General features: G+C 62.0%; 19 protein-coding genes and 1 pseudogene. 10 read left to right on the top strand and 10 right to left on the bottom strand.

Annotated features, from left to right (window positions below):
- Window positions 1–340 precede the first annotated feature (340 nt).
- A complete protein-coding gene (locus tag EA472_RS21220; RefSeq protein ID WP_124193476.1) occupies window positions 341–547 on the top strand; it encodes a HalOD1 output domain-containing protein in 207 nt (68 codons plus the stop codon).
- A gap of 117 nt (window positions 548–664) precedes the next feature.
- Here the strand turns inward: EA472_RS21220 and EA472_RS21215 are convergent, their stop codons facing one another.
- Complete coding sequence (locus tag EA472_RS21215; RefSeq protein ID WP_124193475.1) at window positions 665–1,660, bottom strand: arsenic resistance protein; 996 nt, start codon at window positions 1,658–1,660, stop codon at window positions 665–667.
- 1,022 nt (window positions 1,661–2,682) lie between these two features.
- On the opposite strand from EA472_RS21215, the gene EA472_RS21210 reads away from it, so the two are divergent.
- Window positions 2,683–3,054: a DUF7344 domain-containing protein gene (locus EA472_RS21210; protein ID WP_124193474.1), complete on the top strand. Its 372-nt coding sequence runs from the start codon at window positions 2,683–2,685 to the stop codon at window positions 3,052–3,054.
- Between the two features lie 43 nt (window positions 3,055–3,097).
- Here EA472_RS21210 and EA472_RS21205 read toward each other — a convergent pair whose 3' ends face one another.
- Both EA472_RS21205 and EA472_RS21200 read right to left on the bottom strand, forming a co-directional pair.
- Complete coding sequence (locus EA472_RS21205) at window positions 3,098–3,370, bottom strand: HalOD1 output domain-containing protein (protein WP_165874959.1); 273 nt, start codon at window positions 3,368–3,370, stop codon at window positions 3,098–3,100.
- 159 nt (window positions 3,371–3,529) lie between these two features.
- Window positions 3,530–3,916 (bottom strand): hypothetical protein, encoded by a 387-nt coding sequence (locus EA472_RS21200; protein WP_124193473.1) that lies wholly within the window; start codon window positions 3,914–3,916, stop codon window positions 3,530–3,532.
- Between the two features lie 1,196 nt (window positions 3,917–5,112).
- On the opposite strand from EA472_RS21200, the gene EA472_RS21195 reads away from it, so the two are divergent.
- The 6 genes from EA472_RS21195 (at window position 5,113) to EA472_RS21170 (ending at window position 12,336) form a co-directional block, all read left to right on the top strand.
- Window positions 5,113–6,138, top strand: a complete 1,026-nt coding sequence (locus tag EA472_RS21195) for a Cdc6/Cdc18 family protein (RefSeq protein WP_124193472.1) — start codon at window positions 5,113–5,115, stop codon at window positions 6,136–6,138.
- Between the two features lie 188 nt (window positions 6,139–6,326).
- The gene (locus EA472_RS21190) at window positions 6,327–7,001 is read left to right on the top strand and encodes a hypothetical protein (RefSeq protein ID WP_124193471.1); all 675 of its coding nucleotides are present in this window, start codon (window positions 6,327–6,329) and stop codon (window positions 6,999–7,001) included.
- Window positions 7,001–7,384, top strand: a complete 384-nt coding sequence (locus tag EA472_RS23170; RefSeq protein ID WP_243637931.1) for a hypothetical protein — start codon at window positions 7,001–7,003, stop codon at window positions 7,382–7,384. Before EA472_RS21190 ends, EA472_RS23170 begins: the two co-directional genes overlap by 1 nt.
- Window positions 7,381–9,690: a DNA polymerase domain-containing protein gene (locus EA472_RS21180; RefSeq protein WP_124193470.1), complete on the top strand. Its 2,310-nt coding sequence runs from the start codon at window positions 7,381–7,383 to the stop codon at window positions 9,688–9,690. The genes EA472_RS23170 and EA472_RS21180 overlap by 4 nt, the downstream gene beginning before the upstream one ends.
- Before the next feature lie 481 nt (window positions 9,691–10,171).
- Window positions 10,172–10,630: a response regulator gene (locus EA472_RS21175; RefSeq protein WP_124193469.1), complete on the top strand. Its 459-nt coding sequence runs from the start codon at window positions 10,172–10,174 to the stop codon at window positions 10,628–10,630.
- A 2-nt stretch (window positions 10,631–10,632) separates the two neighbouring features.
- Window positions 10,633–12,336: a bacterio-opsin activator domain-containing protein gene (locus EA472_RS21170; RefSeq protein WP_124193468.1), complete on the top strand. Its 1,704-nt coding sequence runs from the start codon at window positions 10,633–10,635 to the stop codon at window positions 12,334–12,336.
- Window positions 12,337–12,470: 134 nt separating this feature from the next.
- Here EA472_RS21170 and EA472_RS21165 read toward each other — a convergent pair whose 3' ends face one another.
- Window positions 12,471–13,094, bottom strand: coding sequence for an HdeD family acid-resistance protein (locus EA472_RS21165; protein WP_394341363.1), 624 nt, complete (start codon window positions 13,092–13,094; stop codon window positions 12,471–12,473).
- 225 nt (window positions 13,095–13,319) lie between these two features.
- Between EA472_RS21165 and EA472_RS21160 the strand changes: the two genes are divergently transcribed.
- Window positions 13,320–13,514, top strand: a complete 195-nt coding sequence (locus EA472_RS21160) for a hypothetical protein (RefSeq protein ID WP_124193467.1) — start codon at window positions 13,320–13,322, stop codon at window positions 13,512–13,514.
- A gap of 326 nt (window positions 13,515–13,840) precedes the next feature.
- Here the strand turns inward: EA472_RS21160 and EA472_RS21155 are convergent, their stop codons facing one another.
- The 6 genes from EA472_RS21155 to EA472_RS22820 form a co-directional block, all read right to left on the bottom strand.
- Complete coding sequence (locus EA472_RS21155; RefSeq protein ID WP_124193466.1) at window positions 13,841–15,226, bottom strand: hypothetical protein; 1,386 nt, start codon at window positions 15,224–15,226, stop codon at window positions 13,841–13,843.
- A gap of 415 nt (window positions 15,227–15,641) precedes the next feature.
- On the bottom strand, window positions 15,642–16,202 hold the full coding sequence (locus tag EA472_RS21150; protein WP_124193465.1) for a hypothetical protein: 561 nt from the start codon (window positions 16,200–16,202) through the stop codon (window positions 15,642–15,644).
- A gap of 10 nt (window positions 16,203–16,212) precedes the next feature.
- Window positions 16,213–16,836 (bottom strand): ArsR/SmtB family transcription factor, encoded by a 624-nt coding sequence (locus tag EA472_RS21145; RefSeq protein ID WP_124193464.1) that lies wholly within the window; start codon window positions 16,834–16,836, stop codon window positions 16,213–16,215.
- 299 nt (window positions 16,837–17,135) lie between these two features.
- Window positions 17,136–17,402, bottom strand: coding sequence for a hypothetical protein (locus tag EA472_RS21140; RefSeq protein ID WP_124193463.1), 267 nt, complete (start codon window positions 17,400–17,402; stop codon window positions 17,136–17,138).
- Window positions 17,403–18,297: 895 nt separating this feature from the next.
- Window positions 18,298–18,972, bottom strand: coding sequence for an IS630 family transposase (locus EA472_RS22825; protein ID WP_243637932.1), 675 nt, complete (start codon window positions 18,970–18,972; stop codon window positions 18,298–18,300).
- Entirely contained in the window at window positions 18,950–19,435 is a 486-nt protein-coding gene (locus EA472_RS22820; RefSeq protein ID WP_207891200.1) for a helix-turn-helix domain-containing protein, read from the bottom strand. The genes EA472_RS22825 and EA472_RS22820 overlap by 23 nt, the downstream gene beginning before the upstream one ends.
- A gap of 650 nt (window positions 19,436–20,085) precedes the next feature.
- Here EA472_RS22820 and EA472_RS21130 point away from each other — a divergent pair.
- Window positions 20,086–20,193, top strand: a pseudogene (locus EA472_RS21130) (IS5/IS1182 family transposase); the annotation flags it as partial.
- Window positions 20,194–20,316 lie beyond the last annotated feature (123 nt).

Below are 20,316 nucleotides of genomic sequence, written 5' to 3'. Positions count from 1 at the left end.
CAGCCTCAACCCCCGGCAAAACCCGTTGATGCCAAAAGGCCGCCGTCGCGGGGTTTCACCCCGCTCCGGCGGTGAATCGCTCACTCTGTTCGCGAATGCGAGAGCGAGTTTGCCCGTTCCATTCGCACGTGTAGTGTACGTTCACTGACCGAGATCTCCGCATTAGCGGACTACTGATTTTCCGGTTAGTACAGGCGCAAGGCTGAGCAAAACAGAGTTTTCACTCACTATCTCACACCAAGTATAACCGAGTACGGTGCTACTTTGAACTGTGGTGAATCACAACACACGCTCGGAGTCAGTTCAGAGTCAATACGATTGGTCAAATGTAGCACCAAGCATGGCTGTCATTGATGTCCTTGCTTCTTTGGAAGATGTTAGACCAGTTCATCTTCCGACAGTCCTGGAGGATCCACTGTATGATTTTATCGACCCGGAGGCACTTGATTCGCTTGTTACTGATGAGGAGACGATTTCTATTTCGTTCACTGTTGCCGATTACGATGTCCAAATTAACGGAGACAAGTTGAGAATCTATCATGATTGAGGTCACTGGTGGAACCTTACGGTAAGTTTGTATGTGTAGTATACGCTCATTGTCCGAGATTTCGGTAATAGCGGACTACTGATTTTCCGGTCAGTACAGGGCAACGATTTACCGCTATCAGTTTCTGTCGAGCGACAGGGTCGAATCGTCTGGCCACCAATCCCGTCCTCGAATAGCCTGATGGATCTGTACAACGATCCCTAACAGTGGTAGTTCCAACAAGGGCCCAATGACCAGTGCTAGCGGAATCAACGGTTCGTGTGGAAACGCGACGACTGCGATTGCAAGAGCTGTCGGGGAGTTTCGTGACAGAACGGTATTGTTGAAACAGACCATCTCTTCGTACGAGAACGATAGCGCCCGCCCGATTCCGAACCCGAGAGCGAGATTAATACCGTAAAAGAAGACGACTGGTACCGCAAGCAACGCGAGCAGTTCCGGATTCCCGACGACCTCTTGTCCCTGTGAAGCGAACATCGCGCCGATGGCGAGACTCAAGAAGACGATCTGAAGTGGACTGAGTTTCGGGAGGAACGACCGTCTGAACCACCGGTCGCTTCGCCAGCGGATCAGCCCCTTTCGCGCGATCGTTGCAAGAACGAGTGGGACGATCAACACGAGAACGACACTCTCGATCAGTAACCCGAGCGGGAGTTCGACGAGCTCACCCGCCAACACGTACAGATAGACGGGTAACAGGACGAGTTGTAAAACGAGATTGTACGGAAGAATGGATGTCGCTAGCGGGACATCGCCATCGGCGATGTCAGTGAAAATCAGGTACCAGTCAGTGCATGGTGTAACCATGAGCATGATCAGTCCCACCCATAGCGCCGGATACTCACGAAGGAAGATCGCACCGAGAACGACGGCGAGCAGTGGATTCCACACGAAGTTGACCAGGAGACTCGATCCGGCAACGCGACGATTTCCGAAGGCGGATCGGAGCTTCGAAAGCGGCATCCCCGCGAACGCTCCGAACAGCATCACCATCAAAAATGGGAGGATGAGCGCGTCTGCAACTGATGCGACACCGGAAACCTGACCGAGCGCGAGTCCACCGATGATCGCTCCGAGGACGAACACAGACTGATATTTTTCGACGGAATTCATCCTCAGTTCTCATTACGAAGGAAGGGCCGTAAACACGCGTCTTTCCGTCGAGGTACTACCGGGACGAATACGAATCATCTCGCATCGTTATCGGACACTGACGATCTCGAAGACCGGTGATAGACAAACCACAAAAGTTCGAAGTGCGTACAGCTACCCGGGGAAGGGCCTGCAAATTGCGTTAGCTGTAGGCTGTGTCGAACCATCACCGCGCTTTACATCACTGATCGCCGGCTGTGACGGAGACGTCTGAAACCGCCGCGAATCGCTCCGACAGTGCGTCGTCGCGATCTCGACTCCAGTTCGGTTTCTGCCGGTTTCGAACTGCCCGGAACGGACTCGAGCGTCGACTGTCCGACGCTCGGCGTCGTTCGAGTATCGGTCGAGGCGCGAACGGCTGACGGTCATCGACCGCCGAACGGGTGGTCCTGAGAAATCGGCCGAACGCGAGCAACGCGTCGGCTCCCGGAACGGTCACGGGCGTTGTCCGACCGGAACCGGTCCTCGAACGCCTCGGGTGACGGGTCGACCTCGTCGACGGACTCGTTTACGCCTGAGTGCGACTCTCACCGACTCCGTAGAAGAATACGGCGTAGAACGCGACGACGATCAGCCACACGGTGAAGACGGACAGCACGATCATACCTTCGAGTCTGATTTCGAACCGTATCTGCGGTGTACGGTCGCTACTCATCAACCTTTCCGTACTGTTCCCGTTCACGCTCGGATCGCAGGACTGGCTCGAGCGGTCTCCCGATCGATGATCGTCGTTTCGATCGGTGTGGACCCGGTTGTCCGAGGGAGATTGCGTTCCGAGCCTGCGACGGCGGCTGTAGCACGATTGAGACGGTTTACTGTAACGGCGCGCCCGCGACCCGGGCGGCAGGTGCACCGGTACATCGGTACAGTAATCCGTACGACGCGTTCACGGGCTCGTTCGTCGTCGCTTTCGAGTCCTTTCGACGTGTTGGCTCAAAATAACATCATGATTTATATAAATAGAGGTTGTACAGCCTCGGGCAATGCTAGACAACCACTATCACCCTGGTGGAACCGAGATCGGAGTTGACGATTCCGGGGGGGACCACGCTGTGGTCTCCCCCAGTACAGCGTTCCGTATCATCGCGTCCGAGCGACGGCGACACGCGCTTCGGTACTTCACGAGACGATCGACGGATGCCGCGACCGTCGACGAGCTCGCCGCGTTCGTCGACGAGCGCGTCGACGAGCGCGATCGACGCAGGATCGAGATCGAACTCGTTCACGAGCACCTTCCTGCGCTCGTGACGGCAGGACTCATCGAATACGACGAACGAAACAGACGAGTCCAGTACGCCGGAAACGCGTTGATCGAGCAGTGCCTCGAGCTAGTTTCTTCTCACGATCTCGACTGATTGCGGCGCAACTCGGAAGAGTCGGACGGCGATTGCATCCAACTCAGGTTGGCGCATCCTCCGTCGATTCGGGTGATTGATTTATCGGATCGACCCGGACGTCGTCGGGACCGCAGACGAGAACGGAGTATCCGTTGTAGGTGAACTCGATCCGCACGCTCGAGCCGCCCTCGGCGTCGGCGGGTCGGAACAGCGCGTCGAGCGCGTCCGTATCGATCGCCTCGTAGAGCGGTGGGTCGAGTTCCGCGGGCTGCGTTCCGTCGAGCGCGGCAATTTTCTGAACGACCGTGATACTTACTGACTCCCCGTGCCCCATACACGCCGTGCAATGAACCAGTAAAAAAAGACCGAGGATTCTTTTCTGACGTGCGTCTGACCATCGTCTGACGCCGACCGTCGCTACCGCATTCGAACTTACGATGGCTGGACCGTCCGATCTCGGAAATCGAGCGGACCATCGACCGCGAAGAACCGGTCATCGGTCCTGCACTCTGATACCGTCCTGTACCAATCGCGCGTTCCGTTCGCGCTCTATGTACTCGGCGAGTTCGTCGTGTTCGTACAGCTGGGCGATCACGTCGGCGTACAGCGTCCGCCAGGTAATCGCGTAGATCGGCGACTGGCCCCACGCACGCAGTTCGGGAACGAGTTCGTCGTACGTCCGGTGGCGCTCTTCGAACCGGTCGATGGCTTCGAGTACCCGTTTTGCGGCTTCCCGATCGTCCTCGGCGTCGTCGATCGCGCGGTTGAGTCGCGCTTGCCAGCCTGCGACTGCTTCCTGCATGTCCGCCGCCGCGGTTTCGTCGTCGTCCGGCAGTCGCTCGAGAATCGGTTTCGGAACGCCAAGCGAGAGTTCCTCCATACGTTGCCGTTTCTCGGCCACCGGCAAGAAACCACGCGCTCTCGAAACTTCGCCCGCGACTGACGCGTCGTCCATCTGGGGTCGACGGATTGGTCGCTTCGACGGCGGTGGCCGATATCCGTCTCTTCGACTCCCGTTCCCTGCACGTCGGCCGGACTGCGGATTTGATATCGCAGTATGGAATTTATCCGTTGTCGTCGCGTCCGTTCGAGAACGGAACGGGCGACGCGAAACCGGCCGTCGTCTACAAATCACGGTGGGCGCCTCGACGCTGCGCGCGCGAGAACTATTACAACCACTAACGGAACTGTGGAACGGCGATGGTACCAGTCTCGAGGGCGAGTCCGCCGTCCGTCGCGCCGTCCGCTCTCGGGAGCTACGTTCTCTCGGTCTCCGTGCGGATCGGCCGCCCGATTCGTCCCGTTCGAGCGGGATTTCCGAGACCGATACGGCGGTTCGCACCTCGTGTAGCCGCCAGTCGACGTCGAGGCCGGGACGCCGTTCCGGTCGAGTCGTAACGAGGTGTCACCCGGTTCCTCCGTTGGTCGACTCGAGCGGTGGGATCGTCACTACTGATACCGACGACGAACCGATCGCACACGCAACGGTCCGCCGTCTCGGTTTGCTCCGGTGGCCGCCGGACGTTCCGGCTAGCGGCCGGTGCCCTCGGACGCGATCCCGACGACGCACTGCCGGAGCGGTTCGTCGTCCGTCGACTTCGGCTCAAGCGGTCGGTCGAAATTGCAGGTACCGAGACGAGCGGCCGTCCCGGACGGTGGAGTCCGTGTTGGTTGTGATTAAAGCGCATGCCCACGATACTCCACCGATTTCCCTGCCGCCAGCCGTCGACTCGAGTCGATCCGCCTTCGTCCGCCCTCGAGGACCGTTTTCGCGACCGATCCTCGATGCGGTATCCGCAACCGCGGTTGTCGGCCTCGAAGCAGGGGTGTGAGCGCGACGATCGGGTCGGCTCTCGTTTTACGCGTTCGAGACGTTCCGTTCCCACCACAGTTGCTGGAGTGGGGACCACCGGACACGACCGCACTGCGACCGACCGTTCGACGCCGTCGACGATCGACCGGCCCACCGTCACCGCGACGCCGACTAATAAACCATCTACTGCGATACGAATTCTTTCGGAAGTTTCGGAATCGACCCGACCGGGCTTAAGTCGCTCCGGCAGAAACCTCACTGACGTGATCGTCGACGACCGCGTCCTGCGCGAGGACTTCGTTCCCAGCGAGGTGGTCCACCGCCACGACGAGGTGAACCTCCTCTCGGAGACGCTCGAGCCGCTGCTGTACGATCGGAGGCCGAACCCGGCGTTTCTCCTGGGTCCGACGGGCGTCGGAAAGACCTGTATCGCGCGGTACACCCTGACTCAGCTCTGTAAGCAGGAACCCGCCGTCGAGGTCGCCTACGTCAACTGTTGGCAGGAGTACACCCGGTTTCGGGTGCTCTACAGCGTCCTCGAGGCGGTGGGTCGAACGACGGGCGTCCACCGGTCGACGCCGAAAGACGAGCTGTTCGACCGACTGGGTCGGACGGACGATCGACCGATCGTCGTCATCCTGGACGAGGTTGACCAGCTCGAGGAGACGGCCGCGCTCTACGACCTCCACCGGCTCGGGCACGTCTCGCCCGTGTTGATCGCCAACCGCGAGGACGAGATGTTCGCCGGATTCGACGACCGGGTCCGCTCTCGGCTTCGCGCCGGAACCCGGGTTCGATTCGACCGGTACGGCACGGACGAACTGACGGCGATCCTCGAAAAGCGTGCCGAGATGGCCCTCGAGCCGGGATCGGTCACCGCCGACCGGTTGCGAACGGTCGCGAACGCGGCGTCGGGCGACGCCCGCGTCGGAATCGGTATCTTGCGTTCGGCCGCCCTCGAAGCCGAGCGGCGGGGGGCGACGTCGATCACCGACGACGTACTCGAGGCGGCGACGCCGGACGCGCGGACGGCGATCAGGCGCAAGACGATCGAGGGACTGATCGAACACCAGCGAATCCTGTACGAACTGATCGCCGATGCGGGCGAGATCGAGCCGGGTAAGCTGTATTCGGCGTACGAACGGCGCGTCGACGACCCGAAGACGACGCGGACGCTCCGGAACTACCTGACGAAGATGGTCCACTACGACCTCGTCGAGGCGGTCGGCGAACGGCGCGGCCGGACGTACCGCCTCGTCGACGAGGACGCCCGCCTCGACGCCGAGTGACGAACGACCGGTGCGACGTGCGATCGACCCTCGTCCGTGCGCCGGGCGCACCGTTTCGGAAATCCGATACGGAACGCCGAACTGCCGTTTCGCGTTCGAGCGAGCGATCGACGCCGCCGTTCGAACGGTTTCGGAAAATCGGAATCCGCACGCCGTCGCTTATGCGTTCGTCGCTCGAGCGACCGAGTATGCGCTCACTCGAACTGGAATCCGGACTGACGCTGCTTGCGGTACCGACGCCGCGGTCGACGATCGTCCACCGACTCGTCTGCGATCGCCTCGCCGACCGCCGCGAGGCGGGCGAGAGCGGAGCCGGCGCGTCTGCCTACTGGATCGACGCTCGAAACGCGGCGGCACCCCGCGTTCTCTACGACCAGGTCTCGAGCCCCGGCGTTCTCTCCGATCTTCGGATCGCGAGAGCGTTTACGGCCTACCAGCACCACTCGCTGGTCCGGGAGGTTACCCGCCGGTGCGACCCGACCACCGAGTTACTCGTCGCGCCGAACGTCGCCTCGCTCTACGGCGACGACGACCTCCCTGCATACGAGCGCGAGGATCTGCTCGCCTCGAGTCTCGAGACGCTGTCGGAACTCGGTCGGGTGCTCGACTGTCCGGTGGTCGTCACGAGCGCCGACGACGAACGAGCGGCGACGATCGACGACTACGCCCGGTCGACGATCGAGTGCGTCCGAACGCGGGAGGGCGTTCGGTTCGAGACCGACGGTGAGGCCGTTACGACGGGGTACTGGCACGGCACTTACTGGCAGACGACTATCCCCTACTGGGTCGACTGCTGTGGCACCGTCGACCGGCTCGATCCCGTTACCGCGGCCGATCGCGGCCTGCTCGAGGTGAGCGCCTGATGGGGCGAACGAATCCGACCTACCGGGATGCCGTTCGATCGATCGAAGCGGACTGGGAGCCGATGCGCCGGGCGCTGCGCCGGGAGTACCAGGACGACTTCGATCGACTGTTCGACCGCGCGCGCGGCTTCGCGGACGCCGCGGGATACGCTAATCCGACGGATCCGGAACGCGCACTGCTGTTGTCGCTGTTGCTGGCCCACGAGGTCGAACTCCGTCGGCTCCGCGGGGCCGATGGTGGCGATCGAGCGGCCGACGGTGATCGATCCGAAGTCGACGCCGACGGTCGCGGGCCCGAGCCGAACGCGGAACCGAACGAATCGTCCGCTCGGCGTCAGTGCGAGGCCAGCGACGCCGGCGAACCGGACGGAGGCGACGAATGAGCCCCTACACGTTCGAGTTCGAGGACGGTACCGTCCGCGAGTGGACGCTGACCGGCGACGGTGCCGAGCCGCGTCTCGTCGAGGACTACACTCCCTCGCTGTTCGTCTCCGGACCCGACGACGCCCTCGTCGATCTCCGGGCGCGCCTCGAGGACGATCCGAAGGTGGATGCGACCGATCGCGAGCGGTGGGCGACCGACCTGCATCAGGCGCACGTCGGCGATCGCAGCCGGGTGCTTCGCGTCGACCTCGAGCGCGTCGACGAGGTGCGGACGCTGGCCCGAGAGATCCGGGGCGTCCACGAGCGCGAAACGCACGCGCCGGGAACCTTTCGGCTGTTCGACGTCGACCTCGAGCCGGGGGTTCGGTACTGTCTCGACGAGGGGATCGACCCGACGCCCGGACGGGAACTGCGTCCGCTTCGGATCGAGCTTTCGGAACCGGCGCTCGCCGACGGCGACGTCGCAGCACTTCGCCTCGACGGGGAGCCGATCGACGAGCGGACGGGCGATCCGGCGGCCGTACTGCGGACGCTCGGCCGTCGACTCGTGCGTCGAGATCCCGACGTGCTCGTGGTGAGTCACGGCGAGTTGATCCCCCTGATCGAGCGACGGGCCGCAGCACTCGGACTCGAGGGCGTTCGGCTCGGCAGACTTCCCGGCTGGACGCAGTTAGCCGGAGAGAACACGTACGTCAGTTACGGTCGAGCGGGCCACTCGCCCGCCCGGTACCGCGTGCCGGGGCGAGCGATCGTCGACACCTCGAACAGTTTCCTGTGGAACCAGTCGGGACTCGACGGGTTGCAGTACATGGTCGAGCGAACGGGTCGTCCGCTCCAGGAAGCCGCGTGGGGGAGCATCGGGACGCTGTTGACCTCGAGACAGATCCGGATCGCACGGGATCGGTCGGTGCTCGCACCCTGGAACAAGTGGGAGCCGGAGTCGTTCACCGACGTTCGCACGCTACACGCGGCCGACCGCGGCGGTTTCACCTTCGCCCCCGAGGTCGGCTTTCACGAGACGGTTCACGCCATCGACTTCGCGTCGCTGTATCCCCGCATCATCTGCGAGTACAACGTGAGCCCCGAGACGATCGACTGCGGTTGCGGTCGGCCGGCCGCCCGAGACGGGTGTGGCGGAGACGGAACGGTCGAAACCGTCGGTGAACGAAACGGCCGCGTTCCGGGACTGGGGTACGAACGCTGCAGTCACGACGGCTTTCTCCCCGACGTGCTCGAGCCGTTGCTGGCCGACCGCGAGAAGCGAAAGCGCCGACTGGCCGCCGACCCGTCCGAACCCGAAGCGGCCCGTCTCCGCGCCGAATCGGGCGCGATCAAGTGGGTGCTCGTCTCGTGTTTCGGCTACCAGGGGTACCGAAACGCGAAGTTCGGCCGGATCGAGTGCCACGAGGCGATCAACGCCTACGCTCGCGAGATCGCGCTCGCGGCGAAACGTCGGCTCGAGGACGCGGGGTGGCGGATCGTCCACGGCATCGTCGACAGCCTCTGGGTGACCCCGCGCGTTCCCGATCCGGAGCCGCTCGATGACGTGACGGCCGAGATCGGCGAAACCGTCGGAATCCCTCTCGAAGACGACGGAAGCTACGAGTGGGTCTGTTTCGTTCCGCTGCGCGAGTCGATCGCACCCGCGTCCGAGGCGGGACGCGCGCCCGCGCCGCCGGTCGATTCGAGCCCCGACTCGGATCAGACCGGTACGACGATCGATCCGGCGACGGAGGCCGGCGGCGTCGAGTCCGGTCCGGCGGGTGCGCTGACGAAGTACTTCGGCAAGCGCGAGGACGGCGGGTTTACCGTTCGGGGCATCGAACTCCGCCAGCGGAGCACGCCGCCGTTCGTCGCGGAGAGCCAGCGCGCGTTCCTCGAGGCGCTCGATCGCGAGCGCGACCCCCGCGCCGTCTGCGACGTGCTCGGCCGACGACTGCGCGAGCTTCGGTCGGGTGCGGTCGATCCCGCCAACCTCGAGATTACGAAGCGAATCTCGCGGTCGCTCGAGGCTTACAGCCAGCGAACGCACACCGTGGCCGCGCTCGAACGGTACGACCGACGCGGGATCGACCGCCGACCCGGACAGTCCGTCCGCTACGTCGTCGTCGACGACGAGGCCCGCGGCTCCGAGCGGGTTCGGCTTCCGTTCGAAGGGATTCGAACCTACGACGAGGACTGGTACGCGACGTCGGTAATTCGGGCCTGCGAGAGCGTCGTCTCGCCACTTGGGTGGGATCGACGCCGGATTCGAACCTTCCTGCGGGACGGACGGACGCCTCGCCTGTCGACGTTCGTCGAGTGACCGATCGCCGCGGGCCGGCGAGACCGTACCGCACTTGCGAGGGTCGGGTTTCCGCGAGTGTCGCGAAACCGAGCCGCTCGGACCGCGACGAGCACTACACTTATCGTCGTCGATCGACTCTTGAACGGCACTCGATCATGGCAGTCGCCAATCAGCCGTCGGATCGGCGCCGATCCGACGGCGCGGACCGAGACGACGAGTTCACACCACAGTTCGCGCGTCCCGTTGTCGATCGTCGAATCTCTCCCGTGGGGACCGCTGACGTCGTCGATTCCTCGGCCGTCGCCGCACCCACCTCCGATCGCGCTCGCGATTCGTCCCGAACTATCGACGAAAACGAAAGTACCGAAACCAGTGAGAAGACCCCACGTATATCCGTGTTCGCCGAGAAAGACGAACGAACGTGGGTCGGATCGATGCGAGGTCGAGCGCACGGACCGTCTTCCGATGGCGGCAGAATCGAACCCAGAACGAGACACACATGAACACCGCTGGCCCCCCGCAACCGGAACGAGCACAGATCCTGTTAGTCGAGGACAACCCCGGCGACGTCAGATTGACGGAAGAGGCGTTCAAGCAGGGGCGGATCGAAAACGATCTGCACGTCGTCTCCGACGGCGCTGAGGCGCTCGAGTTTCTCGAACAGCGCGGCGAGTACGCCACCGCTCCGCGGCCGGATCTCATCCTGTTGGATCTCAACCTGCCGCGAACGGACGGCGAAGCCGTCCTCGAGGAACTCAAGAGCGATTCGGACCTTCGGTCGATCCCGGTGATCGTCCTGACGAGTTCGCGAGCCGAGGAGGACATCGCCAGATCCTACGAGTTACACGCGAACGCGTACCTCACTAAGCCCGTCGATCCGGACGAGTTCATCGATACCGTCCGGGCGTTCGAGAAGTTCTGGTTCTCCGTCGTTCGACTCCCCTCGGAGGTCGAGTGACGATGAGCGGCTTCGATACGCGAGCGAACGTCGACGGACGCGAGTCCGACCTGGAAGTTACGGACGACACCATCCGCATTCTGCTCGTCGAGGACAATCCGGGCGACGCCCGACTGATCGAGGAGATGCTCAAGGAGACGGACGAACTCGCCCAGCGAATCGGCTCGAGCGAGTCGGGAGCGCAGACGACCGAGACGATCCGCGAAAAGCGCCTCGAGGACGGCATCGAGACGCTTCGATCCGAACCGATCGACGTCGTCCTGCTCGATCTGAACCTGCCCGACAGCGAGGGGTTACAGACGCTCGATCGGATTCAGGACGAAAACGATGCGACGCCGGTCGTCGTTCTCACCGGCCTCAGAGATCAGCAGGTCGGCGTCAAGACGATTCAACGCGGCGCACAGGACTTCCTCGTCAAAGACGAGGTCACGAGCGAGCTACTCGTCCGGACGATCCACCACGCCAGCGAACGGGCCCGCCAGGAGCGCGAGCGCCGCCATCAGCGCAAACAGCTCGAGGCGCTCAACCGACTCAACCGGATCGGCCACGATATCACGCACTCGGTGATCACGACCGAGACGCGAGCCGAACTCGAACAGCAGGTTTGCGACCGCCTCGCCGGCTCCGACGCCTACCGGTTCGCCTGGATGGGCGGCGTCAACCCCGGCAGCAACCGCGTCGTTCCCAAAGCGGCGGCCGGCGTCGAGGACGGCTACCTCGAAAACGTCGAAATCTCCGTCGACGAGGACGAACCGGCCGGCCGCGGCCCATCGGGAACGGCGATCCGAACGGGATCGGTCCAGGTCGTCAGCGACATTTCCAACAATCCGGACTACGAGCCCTGGAGCGAACAGGCGGCCGCCCGCGGCTACCGATCGTCCGTCGCGATCCCGATCATCCACGAAGATCTGGTCTACGGCGTGTTGAACGTCTACGCCTCGTCTCCCCACGAGTTCACCGGTCCGGAGACGAGCATTCTCGCGCGGATCGGCGACGTCATCGCCCACGCGATCACCGCGATCGAGCGACGCGACGCGCTGGTGAGCGACGCCGTCGTCGAACTCGAGTTCCGGGTGGAAGCGTTCGCCGAGCCGCTCATCTCGCTGTCCGGGACCGAATCGTGTACGATCGAGATCGATCAGCTGATCCGCGGCGACGAGACGCTCCTGGCGTACGGATCGGCAGGCGGCGTCTCCCAGGAGGCGTTTCGAGAGGCGATCGAGGAAACCGACGGCGTCGGCGAGCTCCGGTTTCTCACGGTCAGACGGGACGAGTTCGAGTTCGAACTCGTCGCTCCGGCGGCTCTCTCGCTGCTCGAGTCAATCGCCACCCACGGCGGACGGGTCGCCTCGGCCACCATCGCCGACGGGGAGTTCCGGTTCGTCGTCGAACTCCCGCGGGGCCGGGACACCCGCCAGATGATCGAGCTCATCAAAGAACAGCGAAACGACGTCACCTACCTCGCACAGCGAACCACCGAACGGAGCGCCCGGAGCGACTCCGAATCGCAGTCCGTCCTCGAAGGGGAACTCACCGAAAAACAGCGCGCGGCGCTCGAGACGGCGTACTTCGCCGGCTACTTCGACTGGCCGCGAGAGAGCACCGGCGAGGAGATCGCCGAGCGGCTGGGGATCGCGCCGGCGACGTTCAACCAGCACCTGCGGACCGCAGAGCGCAAGTTCTTCGACTCGGTGTTCGACGAGTGATGCGGACTGTCGTACCGATCTACCGGTGCAGGCGCGAGACGTCTGTGGTTGCCCGATACTGACCGACAGCAGACTGTCTGCAATCGATCCGCTGCAGCCGCTCGCTCGGTTCGTCGCCCGGCAATAAAAAGAATTTACGTGCTTCGCGGCTCGGCCGCCGCACGTGCGGCCTCGTCGGCGTGTCGTCCGGTGATCGCGACGACGCCCATCGAGAGCCCGGTGACGAACAGTCCGACGCCGACGAGGACGCCGATCGCCCAGGTCGCATCTGCCGGGAATCCGATCCAGAGCAATCCGGCGAGGACGAGCGAGAGCAGCCCGCTCGCGGCGACTGACGCCCGCCCGGACCGAGTCGTCATCCGCATCGACATCCACAGCTCGACGACGGCGTCGACGAGCAGGTACGCGATCGCCAGGATCGTGAGAGTCGCGAGGCCGACGACCGGGTTCACGAGCAACATCGCGCCGGCGACGATCGAGACGGCCGCGAGCGCGAGCTGCCAGAGCGACCCCTTCCAACCCCGTGCGGTGAAGGCGTGGACGCCGTGGACGATCCCGGCGACGACCAGGAGCGCGCCGAGTCCGATCGCGACCGAGAGCCCGGCTACGAACGGGAACGCGATCGCGATCAATCCGAGTAGCCCGATCGCGCCGCCGGCGATCGCCAGCGTTCGCCATCCGTGCTCGAGGGAGTATTCGCGCGATTCATCGGTAATAGTTACGTCGTTCATGAGAAGCACCAGGATAATGTACGCCATCGAAGGAGATAAAACCAACTCTCGAAATAGCTGTAAATCATCGAAACGGACTGGTCCGAAAGCTGGACGAACCGTCACCGATTATCCGACCTCCGTTCGATCGGTAACCGAAACTCGAGTTCGACGCGTCGGTCTCGGGGCGGCTGCTCGTTCGTCAAGTCGCTTCGGTTCGGGACGCCGGCGTCCGCTCCGAACAGTTATTTTTCGGGAGTGAGAACTCGGCGTATGGTCCCGCTGTTCGTTCCCGGCGCACCGGGCGGCCCCGAGTTGCTAGTTCTGCTCACGATGCTCGTACTGTACCTCGCCATTCCGATCCTCATCATCGTCGCCATCTACAACTTTCTCGACGGACGGCGCGGTTACGAGCGACGAATCTCCGAACTCGAGCGCCGCATCGACGAGCTCGAACGCGAGCGGTGAGCCGCCGTGGTGGACGACCCTCGAGCGCCGACGGACGCGAACGGACGGGTGGCGCTGGACGGGGTCGTCGGACGGAGTCTCGGATGGCGGTGATCGGACGTCCCGTCGGCCGACGGCCTCGAACGCGCGATGTCCCGCTCGGGAACTGCGTTCATCCGTCGAGCTGACGCGTTTGCGGGCAATCTCTGAAGCGAGAGTTCGGAGACGAAGCGGTGGCCTCGTCGGTCGTCCGCGAACGCGGCGCTGAGTACGGATCGCGTATCGATCGGTCACTGCATCGTTTCGTTCGGATCTCGGTAGACTGCCGTTTTCGTGGGGAAACCGCGTCAGTCGTCCAGCGGGGCCGCTTGCTGCGGTTCTACGAAGTCGCGTAGCCCGAGCGCGAGCGTGATGACGGCGAACCCGACCATGACCAGGCTGATCGGTCCAGTCGTCGTATCGTATCCGCTCGGCTCGATGCCGAGACCGAGCCCGGTCGCGATGAGAACGACCGCGGCGACACCGAGGGCGTACCGCGCCGGAAGCGGTGTCGACGTCCGTCGCGACAGTGTGATCGACGCGGGGGCTCGCGCCCGTCCGCTGACCGCATCGAGACTCGCGTACCGACCTCCGAGTGCGGCCGCGGCGACCGCGCTCATCAACAGCAACGGAGCCAGCCGGACGAACCCGAGCGCGATCAACACGATCAGGTATCCGACCGCGATCGATCCGAATAGCCGGGTCCGATAGCCGGCGACCAGTGCGATTCCCGCCGCCGTCTGAACGATCGCGAAGGCGACGAGCCAGACGGAAAGGACCGGGAGAACGACGATTTCGATGAACGATCCAACGGGCGTGACGTGAGCCGCTGCGATATCGGCGAACACCGCTTGCTGAAGATCCAGCGGCGCCCAGCCGGGAAGCGTGTTAACGCCCGGCTCGACGCGAACGAACACCTCGTGAAGCAGTCGGTAGCCGACGAAAACGCGCAGTCCGTCGGCGGCGATCGCCGTCGGTTCGCCTCCGCGGTACGCGAGGACGAAGCCACCGGCGACGATCGCACTCAGTACCGTCAGTTCGACGCCGACGAGCGCCAGCCCGTCGGCGAACGCGTACCCCCGATCTGGAATCGTCAGCAGGTAGTACAGCCCGACGAGGGCAGCGAGGGCGGCGATGGACGGATACCACGATCGGGGAACCGACCCGAACGAGGCGATTCGCTCGGACCGTCGCGCCCACACGCTCGACTGTCGGCTGATCCACCCGTCGAGTCCGTAGTGATAGCCCGCATTTGCGACGAGCAAAAAGCCGATCGCCACCCCGAACGTGGGCGAGGTCCTGATCGTTCCCATATTGAACACCGACAGGAAGTACAGCAGGCCGACGATCGCTGCCGGACGCGCCCAGAACCCGACCAGGAGTGCGATCGCAAACGATAGCTGGAGTACCACCGCCAGGTTGCTCCAGAACCAGGCCTGTTGGATCACGACCCCTTCGAGAACGGCCGCGTACCAGACGTAAGTCCCATCTGAGACCGCCCGTGCTGCCCGGTCGGCGAGCGGTTCACCCGCTCCGTGTCCGATCCAGTCGCTGTTGAACTTCCACCAGCCGCCGAACGCCAGCTCGTAGAGCAACAGGAGCCCCACGAGGACTCGCGTCGCTGCGATCCACGAACTCGCGCTGGCCTCGAACGCCGAGACGCCCTTTCGCCCCGTTACTAAATTCGCCCTCATGGTTAACAAAATACTGTTGTGATTGCCACTATTTAATAATTTTGTAGCCTTCATTATTATAGCATCGCGTGCCGAAGCGGGAAACTGACGACGGCCGATCCGTCACCTCTCGGTCAACCGTCCCGGGGCGGTCCACGCCGAAGGCCGTCGACTTTCGGTCACGACACCGCCTGCGAACGGACCCGCCGAACCGGTTCGCGCCGACTCAGTCCGCGCCGCTCGAGGACGGATCGACCGCGATCTCGAGCGGCCCGATACCCGCCGTGTAGTCGGGACAGCAGGGCCGGCTCGCGGCTTCGGAAGCGTCCGGAGTGTGCCGTCGTGATCGGTGTCGACTGATCTAACGGAGCGCGTGACTCTCTCACACGCGTGGACTCGATGAGTAGCGGTGTGGAACTACTCGAACGGTCGCTCGTCACCTCTCGTCCCACGTCAGGGAATCGGTGGTGGGAAACTCGCACTTTGCAGTCTGCGGTGGGTTGTAGTACCGCGATTCGATCTCGTAGTACCCTAATTCGGGTGGAATACGGGCGCAGGCCGCTGCCAACTGCTCGTCGGCCGTGTGGGTGATAATTCGAATCCGCGCATTCCGTTCGAATAGCCTCACAGCCAGCGCCACCACCGACGTATCTCGCCAGTTGTTCGTCACTGGATACTTGCTCCGTCGATTCAAGAACGCGTCTGCGAGGTGCCGAGCCTTCTCAACTGGATCGTCGACGGTATCGAAGGCGTCGCTTCGATTACCGGGAAGTGGTGCTGCGACGCGAAGCCATCCCTGCTCGATCGCTGGATCGAGGTACGGGTTCACGCTGCTAGCAGCGTTCCCCCCGTCTGCAAGTTCGCGATAGACGGTTGCTGGCACCCACAACTCCGTTTCAGCGGTCTTCACGGCGTCTTCGAGCGACTGGAGGTGTGGACTCGGATCTTTTCCTAAACTCCGAAAGATCACCGTGTCCACGACGTTCGCGGTGTACATTCGTCGTCGCTCACTCGTCGGTCAACTCTTCGAGCAGATCGGTAGGTTCGTCTGCGACGTCGTTCGGGGAGTACGTCGTCGGACCGGCGTCGTCGTCACCGAGATCTGCGATCTCGTATATCGCTTCGACGATATCGTACGCCGTTCCAGACGACAGGTCGGTCAGCGTCGCGAGTTGTCGAACGGTGACGTTGCCCTCGCTGTGAGCCACAACGAGGTCGTACGCCAGCGCGAAGGTCACGAGGCCGCGCTCCTCGAGTACGCGCTCGATGACCGGGAACTCGTCCGCGTGCGCGATCACCACGACGAGTTCGGGGGTGATCGACACTTCGACGTCACTCACCGTGAACGTCATCTCGAACGCAGTTGCCTCGTACGATCGCGTTCCGTCGCTATCTCCGGTTTCACTAACGAGGCCCGCCCGCTCTAACTTTCGGAGATACTCGTACGCGGTTTTTTTCGACACGTCCGCCGTCTCCGCGAGTTCGGGACCCGTTGTGGCCGTCGAGAGATAGATATCCGTATAGAGAGACGCGAGATCGACGTTGGCCAGCAACTCCGTGAACGTGGGAATCCCGGTGATTCGTTCCGGAGCGCCACCGGGATTCCGTACGTGTTCCGTGTCGTAGCTCATGCTGTGTAGAGTTACGAAACAGGAAACTGTAAGTGTTCGCTTCAGCCACCGGTTTCGATTGGCCTCGAACTCGTCTTGTTGTCCGGATGGAAACAAGCCCTCTCGTGTAGTCGGAGTTCCGGCCAACCGACCGATATCCCGGATATTACCGCTTTCCGAGGCGGTGAATATCGAACCGGTGCCGTCGACGGCTCGATCATCTCGCGGTCTGACAGCTCGGCACGTCCCACGCCGAAGGCCGTCGACTTTCGGTCACGACACCGCCTGCGAACGGACCCGCCGAACCGGTTCGCGCCGACTCAGTCCGCGCCGCTCGAGGACGGATCGACCGCGATCTCGAGCAGCCCGATACCCGCCACACAGTCGGGACAGCAGGCCCGACTGACGCGTTCGTAGGCGTCCGCGACGCCGGAGCCCGGCCGCGCGTCGAGGCGAATCCAGCGCTCGTCCTCGAGCGGTCGATCGCAACGATAGCAACGCGGTTCGGCCGTGCGATCGGCGGGGTCGTGGCCGGACGGCTCGAGCGCCGACGACTCGTCGACCGTCCCGTCGGGACTCGAGCTCATCGCCACCACCGTCTGCGGTCGGCTCCGGCGCGGAGCGAACGGAGGCGTAACCCGCCGTTTCGGCCGCCGTACGGCTCCCTGTGCTGGTCGTGAGCGGTACCGATACGTCGTGCGAGACCTTTTTGTCTCGGTGGCAGTAACGGAAACATGGCAACTAAACCCTCGCGTGGGTTTGGAAGCCATCGTCTCGGGTGTCTCCAGCACCCGGGGCATTTCGTACGCATGCCCCCGCGTCTTCGTTTGGAGGTGGCTTCCGTTGTGACAATCCGATCGAGAGTGTAATATAATTACTGGAATGGTGGCGGAGAATACGGGTGGTCGGTCGCTCGGTTCCGCGTAGATTACACCGGGCTGCACTCTCGCGGCCGCTCGAGAAAGTGTCGCTGACCTCCTCTACTCCACCACCGCAAATCGTGTGGTTTGCGGGACCAAGTATAGAGACCAAATGCGTAGTAGAAACGATTCCCCAGCTACTCGCAGGTAGGGGTGTGAAACGTGCACGTCCGGGGACGGGCTACCCAGAGAGGTAGGTGTACACCTCTGTGGAAATAATATCAGACACAGTAAACCTTCTACTCTGTAGTCAAAGAGTAAATCCTGTATAAGCCGAGCCAGATTGGATGTCTTTGGATGTGCCACTGGCCGCGTGTAGCTAACAGTACAGCAGTCACAAGCCCATGCCGTCTTGGTCCAACCAGTGCGGACGTATAGTTCTCTGCAGCGTTGCAGGTATCGGTCAGCAGTGGCTCAAGCGGAGGACATTACATTCCAACTGTATCCCGAGTTTGAACACCGCTCGATGGAGAGACGTCGAGAGACCGGATTTGCCGTGTTGATTGCCGGTTGATTGGCATCACCGCATCGGCTTTCTAGTGCGCTCGCAAGTGTGGACAGCCTAGTCCTGCTTTTTCTCCGTGATAGTTGGATAGAGACGGTGTAACTTCGTTCGGGCATCATCGGCAGAGAATTGCCAGTCTATCGAGACCGTAGCCTCGTTACGGTCAGTTTCCCACGTGGCGACCTCCGTTCGGAGTGTCGCCGCGTCAGGGATGCGCTGGTTGAGGCATTGAGTGGTAAGCGCGCTCAGCTCAATTTCTGCCATATTGAGCCAGCTCCCGTGTTTCGGCGTGAAGTGAAACTCGAATCGGTCGAGATACGCTCGTGCGTCTTCCGGAGTACAAAACTCGTAGAAAGCAGCCGGATTGTGCGTGTTGAGGTTGTCGAGGACTACCCGGATGCAGTCCGCATCCGGGTAGTGCTCATCCACGAGTTCTTGCATTTGTTCGACGAACTCGCGCTTGCGTCGTCTTGGTGTAACCGTGACGTGGCGCCAGCCGGTGAGCGGTTCGGTGGCGATGTGGATTTTTCGCTCTCCGTTGCGTTCATAATGAGTGTCCTCGCGTGCGACCGCTCCCGGTGCGACCGGGAGCGGGGCGCGGACCTGCTTGTGAAGCGTCTTGCTGGACTCATCGAAGCAGATGACTGGACGATCTTCATCGTACGGCTCGTGGTAGAGCGCAAGTACGTTTTCCATGCGGTAGACGAACTTAGCGTTCTGTTTCGGCGGAATGAGCCAGTGCTTCGAGCGGTGCGGCTTCAGGTCGTTTTTTTAACCGCTGTCGAACGGTCTCTCGGGAGATCGACTCAAGGTCGATCTCCTCGAGGGTGACGAAGCGATCAGCGAGGAGTTGATACGTCCAGCGAGAGTGTCCGTCTGGTGGGTTAGAACACGCGAGTGCGACCAAATGGGCCTCATCGCGGCCGTCGAGCTTTGGCTCGTAGTCGCGGTCGGGCTTGCGGCGGTGAAGCGCCGCAAGCCCTCGTTCAGCGTAGGCCTTGCGCGTGCGATAGGGGGTAGAGATCGAACAATCGAGGTGCTCACAGATCGCGGGATCTGTGAGCCCCTCGTCAGCCTTTAGCAGGATTCGTGCGCGGGTGATGTCCTCTGCTCTATGTTCACCCGTCGAGATAATCGCCTCAAGTTCGCTTCGTTCCTTGTCAGAGAGGTTGACGATGTGCTTTTTCCGTCCCATGCCTATAGGGAGGTGTCAGAAGAGATAAGATAAGCAGTCGACGCTTGCAAGTGCACTAGTGAAATGGATTACCCTATGCACTGTTCGCAGACACTCTCAGAGAGTGAACTGTGCTCTCAATACTCTCAGTGTTGATTGACATCACTGTCATTGACTACAGCTTCACCCTATATTGCAGCGTGTGGGAAGGAGGCTATAATCTGGGGGTGAATCCATGAGACAGAACTCATTTCAATCTCGCGTGTTGTTCGGATTGGCTTATTTCTTAATCTTAACCATGCAGATTTTATAAATATATTAGTTTAAAAATATAATAATTCTAATAAATAATGTAAAACAATAATTTTATATTTACCTGTAAAATATGGATAATTGCAATGTCCGATAATAGTAGACTTTGCAGACGGAAGATATTGGCAGCAAGTGGTATGGCGTTGACGTTGCCCGGCATGTCCATGAACGCTGCTGCTTTCAATGGACACCGACAAACAACACCGGAACGAATCGGTGAGATCAATCAGATTGCGGTGCACGAACGCGAAGATGGACTCCTCCTCTACGATAAGCGTGATCGGCTGTGTTGAATCACTAGACGGCGGCAGAATGGTTCGCTAAATCAAAGGAGTTGAAGCGGGAGAGTCGAGTTGTCCATGACCCAAATCTCCCGCTTCATTAGGGAAGTTGTGCCGGTCGCTCAAAGAGTCACTGGCGGCGGATTCGCCGACTATGCCCTCGTTTCCTTGCATTGTCTGCGGATTATTCGTCTTTAGCTAAGACTCACACCTCGGTTGCGTAGCGGTAGCGAGCGTCTCTTGTAACACTGGCCGTTGCTGGTGGATCTTCTGTGCGTCGTCGATCAACCGGTCGAGCAGCGGTGGCGG

Origin of the sequence: Natrarchaeobius oligotrophus, assembly GCF_003841465.1 — an archaeon.
In the GTDB taxonomy this organism is placed as follows: domain Archaea; phylum Halobacteriota; class Halobacteria; order Halobacteriales; family Natrialbaceae; genus Natrarchaeobius; species Natrarchaeobius oligotrophus.
Note: the sequence above shows the minus strand (reverse complement) of the source record. Positions and strands in the feature narration are given on the sequence as shown.

Coding starts and splice junctions, on each gene's coding strand:
- EA472_RS21145 (WP_124193464.1), bottom strand. CDS start 16,836: ATGAGCTACGACACGGAACACGTACGGAATCCCGGTGGCGCTCCGGAA.
- EA472_RS21170 (WP_124193468.1), top strand. CDS start 10,633: ATGAGCGGCTTCGATACGCGAGCGAACGTCGACGGACGCGAGTCCGAC.
- EA472_RS21155 (WP_124193466.1), bottom strand. CDS start 15,226: ATGAGGGCGAATTTAGTAACGGGGCGAAAGGGCGTCTCGGCGTTCGAG.
- EA472_RS23170 (WP_243637931.1), top strand. CDS start 7,001: ATGGGGCGAACGAATCCGACCTACCGGGATGCCGTTCGATCGATCGAA.
- EA472_RS22820 (WP_207891200.1), bottom strand. CDS start 19,435: ATGGGACGGAAAAAGCACATCGTCAACCTCTCTGACAAGGAACGAAGC.
- EA472_RS21200 (WP_124193473.1), bottom strand. CDS start 3,916: ATGGAGGAACTCTCGCTTGGCGTTCCGAAACCGATTCTCGAGCGACTG.
- EA472_RS21220 (WP_124193476.1), top strand. CDS start 341: ATGGCTGTCATTGATGTCCTTGCTTCTTTGGAAGATGTTAGACCAGTT.
- EA472_RS21210 (WP_124193474.1), top strand. CDS start 2,683: ATGCTAGACAACCACTATCACCCTGGTGGAACCGAGATCGGAGTTGAC.
- EA472_RS21175 (WP_124193469.1), top strand. CDS start 10,172: ATGAACACCGCTGGCCCCCCGCAACCGGAACGAGCACAGATCCTGTTA.
- EA472_RS21215 (WP_124193475.1), bottom strand. CDS start 1,660: ATGAATTCCGTCGAAAAATATCAGTCTGTGTTCGTCCTCGGAGCGATC.
- EA472_RS21180 (WP_124193470.1), top strand. CDS start 7,381: ATGAGCCCCTACACGTTCGAGTTCGAGGACGGTACCGTCCGCGAGTGG.
- EA472_RS21140 (WP_124193463.1), bottom strand. CDS start 17,402: ATGAGCTCGAGTCCCGACGGGACGGTCGACGAGTCGTCGGCGCTCGAG.
- EA472_RS21190 (WP_124193471.1), top strand. CDS start 6,327: ATGCGCTCACTCGAACTGGAATCCGGACTGACGCTGCTTGCGGTACCG.
- EA472_RS21160 (WP_124193467.1), top strand. CDS start 13,320: ATGGTCCCGCTGTTCGTTCCCGGCGCACCGGGCGGCCCCGAGTTGCTA.
- EA472_RS21150 (WP_124193465.1), bottom strand. CDS start 16,202: ATGTACACCGCGAACGTCGTGGACACGGTGATCTTTCGGAGTTTAGGA.
- EA472_RS21205 (WP_165874959.1), bottom strand. CDS start 3,370: ATGGGGCACGGGGAGTCAGTAAGTATCACGGTCGTTCAGAAAATTGCC.
- EA472_RS21165 (WP_394341363.1), bottom strand. CDS start 13,094: ATGGCGTACATTATCCTGGTGCTTCTCATGAACGACGTAACTATTACC.